The 17,005-nt window shown below is 70.2% G+C and carries 15 protein-coding genes; 7 read left to right on the top strand and 8 right to left on the bottom strand.

Annotation, left to right across the window (positions count from 1 at the left end):
• Position 1 precedes the first annotated feature (1 nt).
• Positions 2–487, top strand: a complete 486-nt coding sequence (locus tag SCNRRL3882_RS41940; protein WP_010049131.1) for a hypothetical protein — start codon at positions 2–4, stop codon at positions 485–487.
• A 10-nt stretch (positions 488–497) separates the two neighbouring features.
• Here SCNRRL3882_RS41940 and SCNRRL3882_RS28605 read toward each other — a convergent pair whose 3' ends face one another.
• Complete coding sequence (locus SCNRRL3882_RS28605; RefSeq protein ID WP_010049133.1) at positions 498–905, bottom strand: DUF1992 domain-containing protein; 408 nt, start codon at positions 903–905, stop codon at positions 498–500.
• An 85-nt stretch (positions 906–990) separates the two neighbouring features.
• Here SCNRRL3882_RS28605 and SCNRRL3882_RS28610 point away from each other — a divergent pair, with 85 nt between their 5' ends.
• Entirely contained in the window at positions 991–1,383 is a 393-nt protein-coding gene (locus SCNRRL3882_RS28610) for an FHA domain-containing protein (protein WP_010049136.1), read from the top strand.
• A gap of 23 nt (positions 1,384–1,406) precedes the next feature.
• Here the strand turns inward: SCNRRL3882_RS28610 and SCNRRL3882_RS28615 are convergent, their stop codons facing one another.
• Complete coding sequence (locus SCNRRL3882_RS28615) at positions 1,407–2,078, bottom strand: O-methyltransferase (protein WP_010049139.1); 672 nt, start codon at positions 2,076–2,078, stop codon at positions 1,407–1,409.
• A gap of 103 nt (positions 2,079–2,181) precedes the next feature.
• Entirely contained in the window at positions 2,182–3,555 is a 1,374-nt protein-coding gene (gene proP / locus SCNRRL3882_RS28620; protein ID WP_010049141.1) for a glycine betaine/L-proline transporter ProP, read from the bottom strand.
• A gap of 288 nt (positions 3,556–3,843) precedes the next feature.
• On the opposite strand from proP, the gene SCNRRL3882_RS28625 reads away from it, so the two are divergent.
• Positions 3,844–5,895, top strand: a complete 2,052-nt coding sequence (locus tag SCNRRL3882_RS28625; protein ID WP_102514878.1) for a bifunctional glycosyltransferase 87/phosphatase PAP2 family protein — start codon at positions 3,844–3,846, stop codon at positions 5,893–5,895.
• A gap of 99 nt (positions 5,896–5,994) precedes the next feature.
• On the opposite strand, the gene SCNRRL3882_RS28630 is transcribed toward SCNRRL3882_RS28625, so the two are convergent.
• Genes SCNRRL3882_RS28630 through SCNRRL3882_RS28640 form a run of 3 tightly spaced genes read right to left on the bottom strand, consistent with a single transcriptional unit; the run spans position 5,995 to position 11,462 of the window.
• Complete coding sequence (locus tag SCNRRL3882_RS28630) at positions 5,995–10,191, bottom strand: AAA family ATPase (RefSeq protein WP_010049145.1); 4,197 nt, start codon at positions 10,189–10,191, stop codon at positions 5,995–5,997.
• Entirely contained in the window at positions 10,188–11,021 is an 834-nt protein-coding gene (locus tag SCNRRL3882_RS28635; protein WP_010049146.1) for a hypothetical protein, read from the bottom strand. The genes SCNRRL3882_RS28630 and SCNRRL3882_RS28635 overlap by 4 nt, the downstream gene beginning before the upstream one ends.
• A 30-nt stretch (positions 11,022–11,051) precedes the next feature.
• Entirely contained in the window at positions 11,052–11,462 is a 411-nt protein-coding gene (locus tag SCNRRL3882_RS28640) for an ATP-binding protein (protein WP_010049147.1), read from the bottom strand.
• Between the two features lie 93 nt (positions 11,463–11,555).
• Here SCNRRL3882_RS28640 and SCNRRL3882_RS28645 point away from each other — a divergent pair, with 93 nt between their 5' ends.
• Positions 11,556–12,404 carry a helix-turn-helix domain-containing protein gene (locus tag SCNRRL3882_RS28645; protein WP_010049148.1) on the top strand — a complete coding sequence of 283 codons (849 nt, stop codon included), beginning with the start codon at positions 11,556–11,558 and terminating at the stop codon, positions 12,402–12,404.
• On the top strand, positions 12,364–12,573 hold the full coding sequence (locus SCNRRL3882_RS28650; protein WP_078603022.1) for a DUF397 domain-containing protein: 210 nt from the start codon (positions 12,364–12,366) through the stop codon (positions 12,571–12,573). Before SCNRRL3882_RS28645 ends, SCNRRL3882_RS28650 begins: the two co-directional genes overlap by 41 nt.
• Here SCNRRL3882_RS28650 and SCNRRL3882_RS28655 read toward each other — a convergent pair.
• Positions 12,557–13,726 (bottom strand): steroid 3-ketoacyl-CoA thiolase, encoded by a 1,170-nt coding sequence (locus tag SCNRRL3882_RS28655; protein ID WP_010049153.1) that lies wholly within the window; start codon positions 13,724–13,726, stop codon positions 12,557–12,559. The genes SCNRRL3882_RS28650 and SCNRRL3882_RS28655 overlap by 17 nt on opposite strands.
• Before the next feature lie 217 nt (positions 13,727–13,943).
• Here SCNRRL3882_RS28655 and SCNRRL3882_RS28660 point away from each other — a divergent pair, with 217 nt between their 5' ends.
• Complete coding sequence (locus tag SCNRRL3882_RS28660; protein ID WP_010049155.1) at positions 13,944–15,179, top strand: cytochrome P450; 1,236 nt, start codon at positions 13,944–13,946, stop codon at positions 15,177–15,179.
• A 3-nt stretch (positions 15,180–15,182) separates the two neighbouring features.
• Here SCNRRL3882_RS28660 and SCNRRL3882_RS28665 read toward each other — a convergent pair whose 3' ends face one another.
• Complete coding sequence (locus tag SCNRRL3882_RS28665) at positions 15,183–15,773, bottom strand: TetR/AcrR family transcriptional regulator (protein WP_010049157.1); 591 nt, start codon at positions 15,771–15,773, stop codon at positions 15,183–15,185.
• Between the two features lie 116 nt (positions 15,774–15,889).
• Between SCNRRL3882_RS28665 and SCNRRL3882_RS28670 the strand changes: the two genes are divergently transcribed.
• Complete coding sequence (locus SCNRRL3882_RS28670; protein ID WP_010049159.1) at positions 15,890–16,810, top strand: alpha/beta hydrolase family protein; 921 nt, start codon at positions 15,890–15,892, stop codon at positions 16,808–16,810.
• Positions 16,811–17,005 lie beyond the last annotated feature (195 nt).

The raw sequence follows: 17,005 nt of genomic DNA on the forward strand, positions 1-17,005 counted from the left end.
GATGTCCAGCATGACCCGACCGCCCGGCGACGAGGCCCCCGGCAACCGCCGCCTCACCCCCGACGCCCCCGGAACCCCCGGCACCCGTGGCTCCGCCGCCGACCCCGATGCCCGCGGTGAGACCGCCCTGGGCACCGGCCACGGCACAGGCCCCGCGGGTTCCCGGGAACGGGAAGGCACCCCCCACGGCACGGGCACGCACCTGCTCCCGCACGAGGAGTCCGACAAACTCGTCTCGCAGTTGCACCACGCCGTCGCCGAGTTCGTCGACGCGCCCCGGGCCGCCGTCGAGGAGGCCGACCACGTGCTGGAGGAGATCGCGGCCCGGTTCACCGAGGCCGTGACCCAGCGTCGCCGCACCCTGCGCCACTCCTGGCAGTCGGTGGAGGGCGGCGAGGGCAAGCCCGTGTCGAGCGGCGACACCGAGCAGCTCCGGCTGGCGCTGAAGGACTACCGGGAGCTGGCGGAACGGCTGCTCCACGTGTGAGCGGCCCGGTTCATCCGTCCGCCCGGCGCTCCCGCCACTGCCGTACGACGTCCTCGACGTCGTACGGCTTCTTTCCGAGCGGGGGCCCGGGCGGCGGCTTGAACATCATGTCGCGGATCTTGTCGTTGATCTCGCCGATGATCTTCCTGACGGCCTGCTCCGAGGGCGCCGCGTACGCGGCCTGCAGCGCGTCCTCCGCCTCCTTGCGCAGCGTCAGCGTCGGCGGCAGGACCGAGATGCCCTCGCGGGCCATCTTCCGCTTGATCCACCACAGTTCGTCGTAGGTGGCGTCCACATCGGCCGGCAGCGGTTTGCCCGCCCCCGGCAGCCGCTCGAACTCGCCGCGTGTCTCCGCGTCACGGATCTGCTTGTCGACCCAGGACTCGAAGCCGACGCCGGGTGGCTTTCGCTCGGTCATGAACCCATTGTGCCGGACACCGCGCAGCCGGGCGTTCTATCATGCGGCGGGCTAGTCCCACCAGGACGTCTCAGGAGGAGCGCACGTGCTCGAACTCACCATGGCCGCCGTGTCCGCGGCGGAGGAGGGTGCCACGGCCGGCATGCTCATGGCCGACGCGCCCAGCGAGCCGGGCGCCGTGCTGCGGGTGGGCCGGGACAAGTCGGTGTGCCGGCTCTCCACGCCGGACGACTGGCTGTTCGTCTCCCGCGTCCACCTGGAGTTCCTGTGCGGGCCCGAGGGGACCTGGCAGCTGACCTGGCTGCGCGGTTCCCAGCCCGACCCCTCCTCCGAAGTCCGGCTCACCGTCGGGGAGTACGCCCAGCCCCTCGCCTACGGCGGCACCGTCCCGCTGCCCAGGGGCGGCAGCGGCGAGGTCGTCATCCACGACCGCACCGCCCCGCGCAGCGTCAACGTCGGTTTCTTCCACGAGATCTGAGCGCCCGCCCCGGCGGACACCCCCTACGCCAGCACCCGTGCCAGCGCGAACCCGTCGTACCCCTTCATGCCGACCGTCTGGATCGCCGTGCCGCTCAACCGCGGGTGGCTGCCGATCAGTTCGATCGCGGCGCGGGTGCCCGTCACGTCCGGTGCCGTGCTCGCCGCGTCGGTCACGCGGCCGCCGCGGACGACGTTGTCGAGGACGATCAGGCTGCCCGTGCTGGTGAGCTTCAGGGCCCACTCCACGTAGTGCGGGTTGTTGGCCTTGTCGGCGTCGATGAAGACGAGGTCGAAGGGGGGCGGGTTCTCGTCGGCCAGCTTGGGCAGCGACTCCAGGGCCGGACCCACCCGGACCTCGACGAGCTTGTCCAGGCCGGCGCGGGCGATGTTGCGGACGGCGACCTCGGCGTGCTTGGGGTCGTACTCCAGGGAGACCAGCCGCCCGTCGGCGGGCAGGGCGCGGCCCAGCCAGATGGTGCTGTAGCCGCCGAGGGTGCCGATCTCCAGGATGTGGCGGGCGCCCTGGATCTGGGCCAGGAGCTGGAGGAGCTTGCCCTGGTTGCCCGCGACGTTGATGTGCGGAAGCCCGGCGGCGTCGCTGTCACGCAGGGCGGCCGCCAGGGCTTCGTCGTCCGGGGCGAGGTGGGCGGTGAAGTAGGCGTCGACCTCGTCCCAGACGTGCGACTCGCTCATGCACCTCTACCTTTCGTACGCATAGTTAGCATCCCTAACTACTGGCGTGACGAAGATACGTGGTGCACCGCTTCGCTGTCAGCGGGGTTTCCCCCGGCGTGTCTCAGCCGGCCACGGACGGTGCCGAACCCGGCAGCGGACGCCCGGCCGACTCCGCCATGCGCCACACGGCGAAACCGCCGATGACGGCCGCGGCCATCATGTAGTACGCGGGCATCATCATGTTCCCGGTGGCACCGATCAGGGCCGTGACGACCAGCGGCGTCGTGCCGCCGAACAGGGACACGGAGACGTTGAAGCCGATGGACAGCGAGCCGTAGCGGACCTTCGTCGGGAACAGCGCCGGGAGGGCCGAGGGCATGGCCGCCGTGAAGCAGACCAGCAGCAGGCCCAGGGCGCCCATGCCGAGCGCGACCGCGAGCAGGCTGCCCTCGCGGATCAGCAGCAGGGCCGGGACGGACAGCAGCAGGAAGCCCGCGCAGCCGGTGGCGATCACCGGGCGGCGGCCGACGCGGTCGGTCAGCGCGCCGACGAACGGCTGGACGATCATCATCAGGGCCATCACGCCGAGGACGACGAGCAGGCCGTGCGTCTCGTCGTAGTGGAGCTGACCGGTCAGGTAGCTCGGCATGTACGACAGCAGCATGTAGTCGGTGACGTTGAAGACCAGCACCAGGCCGACGCAGAGCAGCAGCGCGCGCCACTGGCCGGTGATCATCTCGCGCAGCGGCACCTTGGGGCGGTTGGTCTCGGCCTTCTCGACCTCGGCCGCGAACGCCGGGGTCTCCTCCAGCCGCAGCCGCAGGTAGAGGCCGATGATGCCCATCGGGCCCGCGATCAGGAACGGGATGCGCCAGCCCCAGGAGGTCAGGTCGTCGGCGGAGAGCAGGGCCGTCATCAGCGTGACCAGGCCCGCGCCGCCGATGTAGCCGGCGAGCGTGCCGAACTCCAGCCAGCTGCCGAGGAAGCCGCGCCGCTTGTCGGGGGCGTACTCGGCGATGAAGGTGGACGCGCCCGCGTACTCACCGCCGGTGGAGAAGCCCTGCACCAGGCGGGCCACCAGGAGCAGGATCGGCGCGCCGACACCGATCGTCGCGTACGAGGGGATCAGGCCGATCGCGAAGGTGCCCGCGGCCATCATGATCATGGTGAGCGCGAGGACCTTCTGGCGGCCGACGCGGTCGCCGAGCGGGCCGAAGACCATGCCGCCGAGGGGACGGACCAGGAAGGCCGCGGCGAAGGCGCCGAACGTGGAGAGCAGCTGTGCGGTGGGGTTGCCCGACGGGAAGAAGACCTTGCCCAGCGTGACCGCGATGTAGCTGTAGACACCGAAGTCGAACCATTCCATCGCGTTGCCCAGCGCTGCCGCCTTCACGGCGCGCTTGACGAGCGCGGGGTCGGTGACGGTGGTGCCGTGGGTTTTCGCTGCGCGGCTCTTCAGGCCGGACGCGGGAGCGACGACTGAGACAGTCGACAAGACTCGCTCGCCTACCTTTCGACGGGGACAGGGACGCGGTCCGCGCGGCGGCGCTGTCGTACGGGCCGAAAAGCGACGATAGGCGAAGAAAAGCCCTTTACGGGCGGTACGCCTTTCGTTGCAGGGTGCATCTAAACACCGGTTATGCAGGCACGTATGCCCGGCTGGGAGCGGTTCCCACGAGATCTTGATGTGATCCTTCTCGCGTCCACGAGAGGCAACCACGCGCCTCCCGGGCTATCGTCAACCGGACGAAGAGGGGCATACCGGGTAGAAGGTCGACGTGGCGTGACGAATGCGGACCGCAGCGGACGACCGGCGGAGGCCTTCGGAGCGACAGCCGTCGGCGGGACCCGCGCACGCCTGCGCGTGGCCTGCCTCGGGCTGTGGCTGATCGTCGCGGCCCTCGCCGCCCGGCAGGTGGCCGTCGTCCTCGGCAGCCCACGCGGGGAGCGGCTGACGGACCTGGAGACCTGGGTCGGGCCGAACGGCGTGCTGCACGTGACCGGCTCGCTCTACGACTCCACCCGCTTCACCGGCACACCCTTCGGCGGGCTCGTCCTCAAGCCCCTCACCCGTTCGGCCGAACAGGCCCTCGGCTGGGGCTGGACCTTCGGCACGCTGCTGCTGGTCGTCGCCCTCGGCCTGATCGCCGCCCGGGCCCTGCCCCAGCCCGTCGGCCGCCGCACGGCCCTGCTGGCCGCCCCGGTCGCCATCAGCCTGCTCATGGTGTCCCTGCCGGTCCGCAACACCCTGTGGCTCGGCCAGACCAGCATCATCCCGGTCCTGCTCGTCCTGCTGGGCTGCTTCGCCGCCCACGGCCAGCGGACCAGCGGCCTGCTCATCGGCGTCGCGGCGGCGCTCCAGCCCACCCTGCTGCTCTTCACGCCCCTGCTGTGGTTCACCGGCCGCAGCCGCGCCGCGCTCTCCACCGGCGTCGCCTTCGCCGCGTGCACCGGACTGGCCTGGGCGGCGATGCCGCACGACTCCCACCGCTACTGGGTCCACCACATGGCGGGCGTCGGCCTCGGCGGCCCGGCCGACGATCTCGCCAACCAGTCCCTGCACGGCGCCCTGCTCCGGCTCGGCCTGAGCGGCCCCCTGGAGGTCGCGCTCTTCCTGACGCTCGGCGCGGCCGTCGCCGTCCTGGCCCTGCGCCGCGCCGTGCGCTGCTTCGACGACGGCCAGCTCCTCCTCGCCGTCGCGATCACCGGCTGCGCCGCGATCGCCGTCTCGCCCACGGCCTGGCAGCACCAGCTGCTGTGGGTGCTGCTCGCGGTCGTCGGCCGGGCCGGCAGACGCGCCTCCGACCGGTACGTCTGGCCGGTCACCGTCGTCCTGGTCATGACCCTGCCGACCAGGATGATGATGCCGGACATGCAGGCGCTGGACCCGCTGCGCACCAACCTCGTCCTGCTCGCCGCCCTCGCCGCCGCCACGGCCGTGCCGTTCCTCTCCCGCGCCTCCCCGCACTACCAGTCGCCGCTGCCGACCGAGTACGCCCCCACCGTCCCGGCCCGCTTCCGGCACGTCCCGCTGGTGCCCTTCCTGCGCCGGGTCCTCACCCGGCCGAACCTCCTCCTGGAGCTCCTCCTCATCCGGGTCACCTATGCCGCCTACGCCCAGGTCCGGCTCGCCGCGACCGGCGGCAGCAACTCGGCCGGCCGGGCCGAGGCCGAGGAACACGGCCGGCAGATCCTCGGCCTGGAACGCGCCCTGCACCTGGACATCGAGCACTGGGCCAACCACACCGTCGTCACGATCGACTGGCTGCGGGACTTCTTCGACTTCTACTACACGTCGTTGCACTTCATCGTCCCGCTGACCGTTCTCGCCGTCCTGTACTGGCGCCGCCCCGCCGACTACCGCTGGGCCCGCTCCGCCCTGGGCGTCGCCACCCTGCTCGCCCTGGTCGGCTTCTGGCTCTACCCGCTGGCCCCGCCCCGGCTGATGCCGACGCTCGGCTTCATCGACACCGTCCACGGCGTCCAGGACTTCTCCCAGCCCGACTACGGCACGCTCACGGCCCTGACCAACCAGTACGCGGCGATGCCGTCGCTGCACTTCGGCTGGTCACTGTGGTGCGGCGTCGTGATCGCGGTCCTGGCGCGCCGCTGGTGGATCAAGGCCCTGGGGATGCTGCACCCGCTGCTCACCGCTTCCTCGATCGTCACGACCGGGAACCACTGGGTGCTGGACGCGGTGGGCGGAGCCCTGGTCGTCGGGGCGGGCTTCGGCCTCGTGTACGTACTGACGGGGCCGCGGCCGGCCACCGCCGATCCGCACCAGGAGTCCCGGGCGGCTCATGCGAGCTCCGGCCGATCGATGAATTCCGTCTGAGGTCGGTCGCAACCCGCCGGCGGTCGACCACATCGTCGCCCTCCAGGATCCGCCCGGGCAGCCGCTCGGCGTCTTTCCCGAGGAGGAGGCCTCGGGGCGTCATGCCCTGCTGAAGACGGCCATGTCATCGCCGAAGGCACAGGCCAGGAAGCTCGTGTCCGGGGAGATCAGTGCCGCGTTGGTGCCGGGCACGTGAAGAACGTCGGCGACGGTGCGGCGCAGGAGGTCCCAGATCCGGATCGTGTTGTCCAGGGAACTGGTGACGGCGACCGGCCGCCCCTCGAGTACATCGCATCTCACGGACAGGACATAACTGGTGTGCCCCTTCATCGTCTTCTTCAACGGCTGGCCCGTCGCGAGATCCCACATGCGTAGGTGCCCTTCGCGAGAGCCGATCACAGCGACCTGGCGGCCGTCGAGCACGGTGCACGCCATGGCCGAGGGCGAGAGGTCGAGCGGGATGCGGCGCACTGGTCTCCCGCCGTCCAGGGTCCAGATCCGCAGGGTCTCGTCCTTCGAGGCGGTGACGACCACCGGCCGATCGTCCAGGACGGTGCAGACAACCGCCGTCACCGGCTTCCTGTGGCCTGTGAGCGGCGGATACAGGTCGACGCCGGTCGTGATGTCCCACACCTGTACCGAGTCGCGCGGGGCGCTGGCGGCGCATACGAGCCGCTGGCCCATGACAGCACACGCGATGCTGGGCCTGGCCACCTCGGACCTGCGCAAAGGTGGTCCCATGGGCCGGCCGGTTCCGAGGTCCCACGACCGCACCGCCCCGCTCCGGGAGACACTGACGGCGATCTGCCGCCCCTCGAACACCACGCACGACATCGCGCGGATGTCGCCTTCCCCTCGGAGGGGCGTCCCCACAGGCTGAGCCGTGGCCAGTTCCCAGACGCGCACCGTGTTGTCTGCGGCGGCCGTGACGATGGCCGGCTGACGGTTGATCACGGCGAAGTCCATGTCGGACACCGGCTTTGTGTGGCCGATCAGGGGATCCCCGAAGACCTGGTGGGACGACAGGTCCCAGACACGGACCGTGTGGTCGAACGAGCCGGAGACGACGATCGTCCGACCGGCCGACGATGTGTACGCCACCGACAGCACACCACTGCTGTGACCGGTGAGGGGCGTCCCCACCAGCCGACGGTCCCTGAGGTCCCATACCGCCAGTGCCCCGTCGTGGGAGCCGGTGATCGCTACCGGCCGGCCGTCCAGTTCGGTACACACGAGCGAGGGTGTCCAGTAGTGGCCGTGTCCCTCCCACTCGGCGAGGTGCCGCAACGTGTCCAGGTCCCACAGGTGCAGTCGGCCGCGAGTGCAACTGCCCACGGCGACCGGACGGCCGTCCAGCGTCGTGCACGCGACGGCCAGAATCTGGTTCTGCGCCGTTCGCTCCAGCTGTCCCCGCTGTCGCAATGTCGCCAGCTCCCACACCTCCAGCCCCGAGCGCGCCGCGCTGACTGCGACGGCGTGGTTCCCCACCGTGCCGCACGCGACGGTCGTGACAGCGCCGCCGGCGGTCATCGGGAGGCCGGTCGGCTGACCGGTGGCCAGGTCCCATACCCGCAGCGTCTTGTCGTTCGACCCAGTGACCGCGACGGGGCGACCGTCCACCTCGGCCCACGCCACGGCGTTCACAGAGTCGCTGTGACCGGTGAGCGGTGCTCCGACGGGCCGGCCGCCGACGAGATCCCACACCCGGGCGGTGCCGTCGGCCGAACCGCTCACGGCCACCGGGCGGCCGTCCAGTTCCGCGCACACCACGGACTTCACGGAGCCGGTGTGGCCGGTCAGCGGCTCGCTCCGGTGGCCGGTGGCCAGGTTCCACATCCGTAGCGTCGCATCTTTCGCGCCGCTGACGGCGATCGCGCGGCCGTCCACCACCGCGCACGCGACTGCTTCCACGTTGCCGGTGTGGCCGGTGAAGGTGTGGCGCAGGTTGCCCGACACCCGTGAGCCTGAGGCGGCGACCGGCTTCCAGGCCCGTTTGGCAGCCTTGCTGTTGAGTGCCTCCAGAATTTCGGGCACGTTGAAGCGCGCGGCGTCCAGGGCCAGAACCTGCCGACGGCCGGGCGGGTCGAGCCGGCGGTGTACGTCGATCGAGGTGCGGTAGATCGCGGCATGCAGACGGGCGGTGTCGTCGCGGCACTGCAAGAGGCGGAGCGTCAACGCGTCGCTCTCCGCGTGCACCAGATACTCGAGGTCTGCCATCAGCACGTCGAGCTCGCCCGCTCGTGTGGCATGCAGAGCGAGATGCCGCAGGGCGTAGGGATGGGCACGCCCCCAGTCACGCGAGCCGTCCAGGCCGTACGGCACCGTCCGGAGCAGAGTCCGGGTGAAGGCCTGGTGCACCGCCTCGGCGTCCTGCTCCCTGCGCAGAAACTCCGCCATCGCCTCGTGATAGAGCCGGTACACCGAGCGCCCGTCCTCCACCGCCTCGACCACGTAGGCGCCGGCCTCCCGTCGCAGCCGGTGCAGGTCGTGGTTGGTGTACCGACGCCCGGAGATCTCCGACGCCAGCGGAGCCCAGATGTCTTCCCAGGGCAGGCCCTGGCCCTGCGCGTAGGCCAGCGGCCGCAGGAGGTCGAGGATCCTCTGTGCGTCCGCTCCGAAGCGCTGGTCCAAGTCCCGGTGCATCGCGTCAGCGGCAGCGCTGGGCAGCGACCGGAGCCAGTCGGCGTCCTGGGGATCGGGCAGCGTGGGCGTGGCCGCAAGCGTGCCGGCGGTGATACGGGCGACCAGGAACGAGTGTCCGGCGGCCGACGCCACCGCATGTGCGACGCCGAGCCGCACCTCGCTCGGGCAGGCGAGGTACGGGGACTCGGGGTGCGCGTCGAGGAGATTGCGGACCGTGTACGCCAGCACGGCCTGCGGGTCGGCGTAGCGGGGTGCGTCCAGGTCAATGTGGTCGGAACGGTGCAGGCCGAGCGGCGTGAAGAGGTGAGGGCGGGTGCCGAGGAGTAACCGAAGGTGCTGCGGAGCCAGCTCGGTCAGGGGCCGCAGGACCTGGCTGCACAGTGTGGTCGGCGTCGCCGCTTCGTCCAGACCGTCGATCAGGACGACATGTGGACGACTCGGTGCGGGCCCCTGGTTGAGGTGGTTCAGCAGGTCGGCCACCGACTCCGCGACCGGCAGGCGCAGAGCCGCGGCCAGTGCACGCACGACTTGTTCATCGGTGAGGCCTTGTGCGTAGATCGAGGCACGGATCGCCCGCTTACGAGGCAGCTGTCGTCCGGAGAGGCCCAGGCTGCTGAGCGGCACGGTCTGTCGGTACTCCGGATCGCTCACTGCCGCGAGGAGACCGAGGACGGCTGTCTTGCCCGAGCCCGGGGCGCCGGTGACCACCAGTGACCTCCGGTCGTCGGGGTGCTCGCCCAGCCAGCAGGTGATGTCCTCGAGCGCTTGATGGCGGCCGGAGAACCACCAACCCACGCGGTCTTCTTCACGGTGCCCCATGGCCCGGCGCAACAACCGCGTACGGAATTCCACGTCCCGTCGCTGGTCTTGCTGGTCCCACTCGGCGGCCTGTTGCAGCGCCAGGTCCGTGTGGGACAGCTGCGGGCTGTGCTTGGCGTTGGGCAGGAAGGGCGGCACCTTGCCCGTCAGACCGATGAGTTCCAGGCCGATGTGCTGATGGCCCGGACGTTTGGGGTTGTTGCGGGTCGCGTTGACGACCGCGTCGAGGGCAAGGTTCTCCGGTGAGTAGCCCGCCGTGGCCAGGCTGGTCACCGCCTCCGAGAACAGCTCGGGAAAGGCGCCGGTCTGAGCGAGTTGAAGGGGCTGCGCCGACGTGATCACCGCGAGGCACCCGTTGCCCTCGCGCCACTCGTTCTTCAGCCTCGCCATCGTGGCGAGGAGTTCGTTGCCGCCCTGCCCCGAGTAACAGGTGTCCAGCATGAGAAGCAGCTTGCGCACCCGGGTCCCGGCGAGGATCTTGCGCGCCAGCATGCTCGGCTGCAGCGCGTCGTGGAGATCGCCGGGGTCAGTGTCCGAGGTGAGCAGCACGTAGTCGTTGTCGACGACCTCGCCGTGTCCGGCGATGTACACGGCGACGATGTCGTCGTGGCGACGGTCCGGCGCCCGGCAGAACTCGCGTAACTCCCAGAGCAGTTGCTGCTGGGTCGGGTTGGCTCCGAGGTCGGACACGTGTTGGTACCCGAGGTGCCGGGTGAACAACTCCACCACGTTGCGGCGGGCCTCGACGAGTCCGGGGCGGTCCCACTCGGGTGCGTGGGTGTAGTGGCTGATCGCCGTCGCGATGAGGAAGCGCCGCGGCTCGGTCCCGCTCATGCCAGGCCCTCCGCCACCGCTTCGCCGGTCTCCTTGGCGGTCAGATAGAGGGCGGCGTCGTGCGCGTGCGAGCCGTTGTGGACGACCTTGCCGACGAGGTTCGTTCCGAAGAACAGCGACAGGTCCTTCACCGCGGCGACGACATCGCCCTCGTCGACGACGTTCGTCCACGAAGCGGTCCCCGGCCACACCTCCGGTCCGGGCCGCAACCGGTCCACCACCATCCGCATCCCCAGCGGGGACCCCAGTGTCACCAGCGCGCGCACCCCGTGCCCGGGGCGGGCGCACAACGCCTCGAACGCGACGACCGAGCCGAGCGAGTGCGCGACCACCACCCGCGTGTCCGGGCCGATCGCCTCCTCCACCCGGCTCCTGGCCGCCGCCCGCAGCTCACCGTCCGTCAGATAGCGCCGGACCTGCTTCAGGTCGAACACCAGGGCCCGCAGCGACACTTCGGCGAAGAAACGCGAGTGCTGGAGAACCCTCAGTGCCGTCTGCACGGCACGTGGCGAGCGGGCCAGTGTGTCCCCGCCGGGCGGCGGCACGGCCGGATCGACCCGGGCCGCCGCCGCCCACCACTCCAGCAGCAGCTCCGTCTCGAACCCGTCGTCCACGTCGTCCGCCGTGAACATCGGGTCGCCGACGGCCAGGGTGTGCCCGGCGGGCCGGAACAGATCCCCGTAGAACGCCATCCGCAGCTCGCCCGGGGCGAGTTCCGGTCCGCCCGCCCGTTCGAGCCCGTCGGCGAGCGCCGGCTCCCAGTCCGTCAGCAGCGTGTTGCTCCCCAGGCGCTGCTTGCCCACCCCGTGCACACCGACGATCCGCGCCATCACACCCGTCCCCCGAGCCGGCAGGACTGTTCACTCTAGAGCTAGGGACTCGGCCCCGCATTCGAACCACACCGTCTTCCCGCCCCCGCGCCACGGCGACACGCCCCACTTGTCGGCCATCGCGTCGAGCAGGAGCAGTCCCCGGCCGCCCTCGGATTCCAGGTCGAACGAGGTCGGCGAGCAGGGGAGTTGATCGCTGCCGTCCGTCACCTCGACCCGTACGCCGGCCGACTGCCGCAGCAACAGCAGCGTGCAGCGGCGGTCCGGGACGTGCTGTACGACGTTCGCTAGCAGCTCGGTCACGCCCAGCTCGACGGCGTCCGCCAGCTCGGGCATGCGCCACTCTTCGAGGAACGAGCGGACGATGCGGCGGATGTGGCGGGCGGCGTGTTCACCGACGGTGAGGCGCATCGTGTACTGGGCGGGAATGTATTCGTTCACGGGACGAGGCTGACGTGCCGTGACTACGCTGGGCTACGGAACGGATACAACCGGTCCCATTGTGGGCCGAGTTGCGTGAGAGGGGCTTCTGCCGTGACCCACATCAACGCCCTTGACCCTGGTGCGTCCCCGCTCGACTACTACGGCTACGAGCTGAGGAGACACCGGGAGGCCGCCGGGCTGACACAGAAGCAGCTCGGGGAGATCCTCAACTACACGGGCTCGCTCGTCGGCCAGATCGAGACGGCGCGGAAGGTTCCGACGCCGGAGTTCAGTGAGCGGGTGGACGCGGCGCTGGGCACGGACGGTATGTTCTCCCGGCTGGTCGAACTGGTGCTGCGCAGCCAGCTGCCCGCCTGGTTCAGGCAAGTGGCTGAGCTGGAGGCCCGAGCAGTCGAGATGTGCACCTTCCACACGCATCTGGTGCATGGCCTCCTTCAGACCAAGGCGTACGCAAGCGCGGTGCTGGGTGCGCTGGACAGGACCGACCTCGACGACCGCATCTCCGCTCGGCTGGCACGTCAGCGCATCTTCGAGAAGGGCGAGCCGACCGTCTTCTGGGCAGTCATCAGCGAAGCCGCGCTGTACCAGGAGATCGGGGGCCGGGAGATCATGCGCGGCCAACTGGCCCGCCTGTTGTCCTTCGAGGGCAACCCCCGGATCAACGTTCAGGTCCTGCCGTTCTCCTCTGGAGCCCACGCGGGACTCCAAGGCTCATTCGACCTCTTCCGCTTCGATAGCGATCCCGACATCGTCTATACCGAGGGGTACGGCAGCGGGCATCCGACCGCAAACCCAGACACCGTCAAGGACTGCTCGCTCCGTTACGATCACCTGCAAGCCGCCGCGCTCTCCCTCAGGGAATCGGCGGAGTTGATCCGGCGTGTGATGGAGGAACGCTATGGCGAGCAGTGTGATCCCGGCAGGGACCCAGTGGCGTAAGTCCAGCTACAGCGGCGACCAAGGCGGCAGTTGCGTAGAGGTCGCCGAAACCCCCCACACCACCATCGCAATACGCGACTCGAAGAACCCGGCGGGACCGATCCTCACCCTCGACCCCGCCACGTTCACCACCTTCATCAACTGGACGACGACTACAACCGCTGAATGATCGTGCCGGTGGCCAAACCGCCCCCCGCGCACATCGTGATCAGCGCGAACTCCTTGTCCGCGCGTTCCAGTTCATGAAGCGCCGTCGTGATGAGCCGGGCCCCGGTCGCTCCGACCGGGTGCCCGAGCGCGATCGCGCCGCCGTTGACGTTCACCTTCTTAAGGTCCTGCTCGAAGACCTGCGCCCAGCTCAGTACGACCGACGCGAACGCCTCGTTGATCTCCACGAGGTCGATGTCCTTGAGGGACATCCCGGCTTTGCCCAGCACGGCCTTGGTCGCGTCGATCGGCCCGTCGAGGTGGAAGTGGGGGTCGGCGCCCACCAGGGCCTGGGCCACGATCCGGGCCCGGGGCCTCAGCTTCAGGGCGCGAGCCATCCGCTTCGACGCCCACATGATCGCCGACGCCCCGTCGGAGATCTGCGACGAGTTGCCGGCCGTGTGGACCGCCGTCGGCATGATCGGCTTCAGGCCGGCCAGCGCCTCCGCCGTCGTGTCGCGCAGGCCCTCGTCCTTGTCGACCAGGCGCCACATGCCCTGCCCGGCGTGCTGTTCCTCTTCCGTCGTGGGGACCTGGACCGCGAACGTCTCTCGTTTGAAGCGTTCCTCCGCCCAGGCGTGGGCGGCCCGCTCCTGGGAGGCGAGGCCCAGGGCGTCGACCTTCTCGCGGGTCAGGCCACGGTGACGGGCGATGCGCTCGGCCGCCTCGAACTGGTTCGGCAGGTCGACGTTCCACTCGTCGGGGAACGGCTTGCCCGGCCCGTGCTTCGAGCCCGACCCGAGCGGCACCCGGGACATCGACTCCACGCCGCACGAGATGCCGACGTCTATCACGCCCGTGGCGACCATGTTGGCCAGCATGTGGGAGGCCTGCTGGGAGGACCCGCACTGCGCGTCCACGGTCGTCGCGGCCGTCTCGTAGGGGAGCCCCATCGTGAGCCAGGCCGTGCGCGCGGGGTTCATGGACTGCTCGCCGGCGTGGGTGACCGTACCGCCGACGATCTGCTCGACGCAGTCGGCGGGGATGCCGGTGCGGCCGAGGAGTTCGCGGTACGTCTCGCCCAGGAGGTAGGCGGGGTGCAGGTTGGCGAGCGCGCCGCCGCGCTTGCCGATGGGGGTGCGTACGGCTTCGACGATCACGGGTTCGGCAGCCATGGGTGCGGGTCCTCTCCGGGAGGCTACGCGGAACTAGTACGCGTTCTAGTTCTGTCAGCAGTGTGCTGAGGGCCGCTTGCCGACCGCAAGGGTCGTGCGGGCAATTGGGATGTCCGTGCCTCTTGCCTCTTGTAGAACCCGTTACTACCGTCACCGCAACTCCGCACAGCTGATGGGCCGTCAGACTCAGAGTCGGTACGAGTGGTGGGAGCCGCCCATGTCCTGTCCCGCGCTGCCCGACGGGTTCGACTTCACCGACCCGGACCTGCTGCACAGCCGCGTGCCCCTGCCGGAGTTCGCCGAGCTGCGCCGGGTGGAGCCGGTCTGCTGGGTGCCGCAGCCGGCGGGTCTCGCCGGTTTCCAGGACGAGGGGTACTGGGCGGTCACCCGGCACGCCGACGTCAAGTACGTCTCCACGCATCCGGAGTTGTTCTCGTCGTACCTCAACACGGCGATCATCCGCTTCAACGAGCACATCGAGCGCGACGCCATCGACGCGCAGCGGTTCATCCTGCTGAACATGGACCCGCCGGAGCACACGCGGGTGCGGCAGATCGTGCAGCGCGGGTTCACGCCCCGGGCGATCCGCGCGCTGGAGGAGCGGCTGCGGGCCCGTGCCCACACGATCGTGGCGAACGCCGGCGCCCACACCGGCCCCTTCGACTTCGTCACCCAGGTCGCCTGCGAACTGCCCCTCCAGGCGATAGCCGAGCTGATGGGCGTGCCGCAGGAGGACCGGGACAAGATCTTCGACTGGTCCAACAAGATGATCGCGTACGACGATCCGGAGTACGCCATCACCGAGGAGGTCGGCGCCGAGTCGGCCACGGAGATCATCGCCTACGCGATGAACATGGCCGCCGACCGCAAGCAGTGCCCCGCCCACGACATCGTGACGCAGCTGGTCGCGGCGGAGGACGAGGGCAACCTCAACTCGGACGAGTTCGGCTTCTTCGTGCTGATGCTGGCCGTCGCCGGCAACGAGACCACCCGCAACGCCATCACCCACGGCATGCACGCCTTCCTCACCCACCCCGAGCAGTGGGAGCTGTACAAGAGGGAGCGGCCGTCGACGGCGGCGGAGGAGATCGTGCGCTGGGCGACCCCGGTCGCCGCCTTCCAGCGCACCGCCACCCAGGACACCGAGCTGGGCGGCAAGCTGATCCGCAAGGGCGACCGCGTCGGCCTCTTCTACGCCTCCGCCAACCACGACCCCGAGGTCTTCGAGGAGCCGGACGACTTCGACATCACCCGTGACCCCAACCCCCACCTCGGGTTCGGCGGCGGCGGCCCGCACTACTGCCTGGGCAAGTCCCTCGCCGTGCTGGAGATCGACCTCATCTTCAACGCCGTCGCCGATGCCATGCCCGGCCTTCAGCTGGTCGAGGATCCCCGCCGGTTGAGGTCGGCGTGGATCAACGGCGTGAAGGAACTCCGGGTTCGGACCCGGTAGCGGTCACTGCGGTCGGCGTAGTCCCGCGAGGAGGAGCGCTACCAGTCGGCGGGCGTCGTAGCGGGGGTCCGTGTCCGCGCCGATGCAGAGGTTCCCGATGCCGCGCAGGAACTGGTAGGCGTCGAGGTCGGAGCGGATCTCGCCGGACGCGGCGGCGGCCTCGAGCAGGTGGGTGCACACCGGCAGGAGGCGGTCGAGGAAGTAGGCGTGCAGCGGCCCGAAGCAGGTGCTGTCTCCCTGCATCGCGGTGGCCAGGCCGTGCTTGGTGACCAGGAAGTCGACGAAGAGATCCACCCACCGCACCAGGGCGGCGAGGGGTGTCGGGCCGGCCGCCAGCAGGGTCGGGCCGGCTTCGGCGCAGGCGTCGACCTGGTGGCGGTAGACGGCGATGACGAGGTCCGCCCGGGTGGGGAAGTGGCGGTAGATCGTGCCCACCCCGACGCCGGCCCTGGCCGCGATGTCACGCACCGGCGCGTCCACGCCCGAGCTGACGAAGACCTCGGCGGCCGCGTTCAGCAGCGTCTGCTGGTTGCGCCGGGCGTCCTTGCGCTTGGACCGGGCTGAGCTTCCGGCGCTCTGGCCGCTGTCGTTCACCGTGCCGTCCTTCCGTGACCTTGTGAAGCGGAACGCTGTTCCGTATTGTATTTTCCCGTAATCGGAACGACGTTCCGCTTCATTCATGATGGCAGACCTGAACGGAAGGCACTTCCATGCCCGGCACTTCCCTGCCCGACTCGACCACGGTGATCTCCGCGAAGCCGGTGGTGCTGCCCGTCCCGGGGCGCGGTGAGGACCTCCAGGTCCGGGTGTCCGCCCCCGCGACCGGCGGCGGTCTGCCCCTCGTCGTCTTCTCGCACGGCTTCGGCTGGTCGATGAACGGCTACGCCCCGCTGGCGGACCACTGGGCCGCCCAGGGCTTCGTGGTGGTGCAGCCCACCCACCTGGACTCCAGGACGCTGGGCCTGCCTCCCGAGGACCCCCGCACGCCGCGGATCTGGCGCTTCCGCATCGAGGACCTCACGCGTGTGCTGGACGGACTGGACGTACTCGAAGCCGCCGTACCGGGCCTGGCCGGGCGCCTCGACCGCGACCGCGTCGCCGTGGCCGGCCACTCCTGGGGCGCCCAGACGGCGAGCACGCTGCTGGGCGCGCGCGTCCTCGACTCCGACGGTGTTCCCGGTGAGGACATGTCCGACCCCCGTGTGAAGGCGGGCGTGCTGCTCGCCATGGCCGGCCTGGGCGACGACCTGACCCCGTTCGCCGTCGAGCACCTCCCCTTCATGAGGCCGTCCTTCGACACCATGACCACGCCGGCGCTCATCGTCGCCGGGGACCACGACGACTCCGTGCTGTCCACGCGCGGACCGGACTGGTTCACCGACCCCTACACCTACAGCCCGGGGAACAAGAGCCTGCTCACGCTGTTCGGGGCGGAGCACTCCCTCGGCGGCATCCCCGGCTACGAGGTGGCGGAGACGACCGACGAGAGCCCCGCACGCGTCGCACTGCTCCAGCGCCTCACCACCGCCTACCTGCGCAGCGCCCTCTACCCCGGGGACACGAGCTGGAAGGCGGCGGCCGCCGCGCTGGAGGAGGACCCCGAGCCGCTGGGGAAGCTCCAGAGCAAGTAGAAGGCGAAGGCGACGGCCCCGGGGATCAGGGGGCCGCCGCCTTCGGTCTTGGGGGGTGGGCACGGCCAGAGAAACAGGCGCGCCGGGTGCCCGCAAGGAACCCGCTTACTAGGGGTGGCCGCATGTGCGCGGAAGGTCTGACCCGTGACCGGGGGTTGTCCCTACGGCCCCGCTTCGTAGGTGACCGGGGTCATG

Origin of the sequence: Streptomyces chartreusis NRRL 3882 (genome assembly GCF_900236475.1) — a bacterium.
Lineage (GTDB): Bacteria > Actinomycetota > Actinomycetes > Streptomycetales > Streptomycetaceae > Streptomyces > Streptomyces chartreusis_D.